Genomic DNA, 2,062 nt, shown 5'->3' with positions numbered 1-2,062 from the left:
GCCCGCACGCTGCCCGGCCTGGCCCCGAGCGGGTCGAGCACCGGCGCGGCCAACATGACCAGGGCACGCACCAGGTCCGGCCTGCGTACCGCCGCCAGCCTGCCGAGCCAGCCACCGCGGCTCTGTCCCAGCACCACCACGCGCCCGCCGGTGTCCGCGGCGAGGGCGTCGAGTCGGCGTTCGAGCTGCCGGAGGAGCTCGGTGGTGCAGCCGAGGTTCAGCCCGGTGTGCGAGGTCTGCGGCCGGTATCCCCGCGCGGCCAGCCACGTCCGCAGCGGCGACAGACTCCAGTCACCGACGCCGAACCCGGGTACCAGCAGCACGGCGGTCCCGCCGCCCTGGCCCGGGTCCCGCACCTGCCACACCGGGTGTCGCACCAGCCGCGGGATCATCCGCGCGGTGGCGAGGAGGACCGGTTCCTGCGGTGTCCACACCCGGGTTGGTACCCCGGACGGCGACCGTCAACCGTGTGACGCGGGCTCGCGTCCGGGGCAGGAGGGCGGCCCCTCAGGCCGCCAGCCGGTGCCCGGTCTCCGGGTCGAAGACGTGCGCGGACTCCGGGTCGCGCAGTCCGACCCGGATCGTCTCCCCGAACGACGGGGTGCTGTGCGCGTCGGTGCGCACGATGAACCGCTCCCGGCGCCCGCCGAGCTCGGCCCGGCCGTGGATGTAGGCGTCCGAACCGAGCACCTCGACCAGTTCGACGTCCAGTTCCAGTCCGGGTTCGCCGTCGAGCGCCGGACGCAGCCCCTCCGGCCGGAGCCCGACCGTGACCTCCCGCAGGTTCGCCGCCGCACCGGAGCGGATCTCCCGCGACACGGGCACGGTGAGGCCGTCCACGCTGGCACCCTCGTCGGACAGCGGCGCCGTCGTGAGATTCATGGCGGGGGAGCCGATGAACCCCGCGACGAACACGTTGGTCGGCGCGTCGTACAGCGCCCGCGGGGTGTCGCACTGCTGGAGCTCACCGTCCTTGAGCACGGCGACACGGTGGCCCATCGTCAATGCCTCGACCTGGTCGTGGGTGACGTAGACGGTGGTCGTGCCGAGTCGCTTCTGCAGGGCGGTGATGTTCGCCCGGGTCTCCACGCGGAGCTTCGCGTCGAGGTTGGACAGTGGCTCGTCCATCAGGAACACGGCCGGCTCGCGCACGATCGCGCGTCCCATCGCGACCCGCTGCCGCTGGCCACCGGACAGTGCCTTGGGTTTGCGGTCCAGGTAGTCGGTGAGGTCGAGCAGCCGGGCCGCCTCCTTCACCCGTTCTGCGATCTCGGACTTGGCCACCCGCTGGATCTTCAGGGCGAAGCCCATGTTCTCCGCGACCGTCATGTGCGGGTAGAGCGCGTAGGACTGGAAGACCATGGCGATGTCCCGGTTCTTCGGGGACACGTCGGTGACGTCCCGGCCGCCGATCGTGATCGCGCCCTCGTCGACGTCCTCGAGGCCGGCCAGCATCCGCAACGCCGTGGACTTGCCCGACCCGGACGGGCCGACCAGCACCAGGAACTCGCCGTCGGTGATGTCGAGGTCGAGCCGGTCGACCGCCCGGACCGGCGGGCTCCCGGGGAACACGCGGGAGGCTTCGTGGAAGGAGACGTCGGCCATGATGCGCTGGTCCTCTCGTGCGGGCGAGCCCGGTCCCGTGCTCGCGGTGACCGAATGTCTACCGAACGGGTGATCCCCGCCGCTAGAGTTCGTTCGTCCGGTGGACTGACCAATCCACCGCAGCCGAGTCCGTGGGGAGCGGTCGTGGAACAGACCCGTCCCGTCCGGGGACAGCAACAGCACGAGCACAACCTCGCCCTGGTCGCGCGGCTGATCGCCGCGCACGGTCCCGTCTCCCGCGCGGCCGTGGCCCGGCGCAGCGGACTGACCAAGACGACGGTCACCCAGCTCACCGGGGAGCTGCTCGACGGCGGTCTGCTGCGCGAACTCGGGCTCGGCCGGGCGGACGGCCCGGGCAGGCCCGCCACACTGCTCGTGGCGAACACCGCCGGACCGGCGGGAATCGGACTGCAGATCGAGGCCGACCACGTGGCGGGCTGCCTGGTGGACCTCACCG

3 protein-coding genes are annotated in these 2,062 nt (G+C 72.3%); 1 reads left to right on the top strand and 2 read right to left on the bottom strand.

Going from position 1 to position 2,062, the window contains the following annotated elements; all coding sequences use genetic code 11:
* Together ACTIR_RS26735 and ACTIR_RS0115310 are read right to left on the bottom strand one after the other, a co-directional pair.
* On the bottom strand, nucleotides 1-392 hold a 392-nt coding region (locus tag ACTIR_RS26735), incomplete at its 3' end, for an esterase/lipase family protein (RefSeq protein WP_161629644.1).
* Between the two features lie 115 nt (nucleotides 393-507).
* The gene (locus tag ACTIR_RS0115310) at nucleotides 508-1,605 is read right to left on the bottom strand and encodes an ABC transporter ATP-binding protein (RefSeq protein WP_026454937.1); all 1,098 of its coding nucleotides are present in this window, start codon (nucleotides 1,603-1,605) and stop codon (nucleotides 508-510) included.
* 144 nt (nucleotides 1,606-1,749) lie between these two features.
* Between ACTIR_RS0115310 and ACTIR_RS23655 the strand changes: the two genes are divergently transcribed.
* Nucleotides 1,750-2,062, top strand: a 313-nt coding sequence (locus ACTIR_RS23655) for a helix-turn-helix domain-containing protein (protein WP_034240371.1), incomplete at its 3' end; no start/stop codon positions are given.

Source organism: Saccharomonospora iraqiensis subsp. iraqiensis (assembly GCF_000430445.1).
In the GTDB taxonomy this organism is placed as follows: Bacteria; Actinomycetota; Actinomycetes; order Mycobacteriales; family Pseudonocardiaceae; genus Saccharomonospora; species Saccharomonospora iraqiensis.
The sequence above is the reverse complement of the archived record's forward strand: the minus strand, read 5'-3'. Positions and strand labels throughout refer to the sequence as shown.

Coding starts and splice junctions, on each gene's coding strand:
- ACTIR_RS0115310 (WP_026454937.1), bottom strand. CDS start 1,605: ATGGCCGACGTCTCCTTCCACGAAGCCTCCCGCGTGTTCCCCGGGAGC.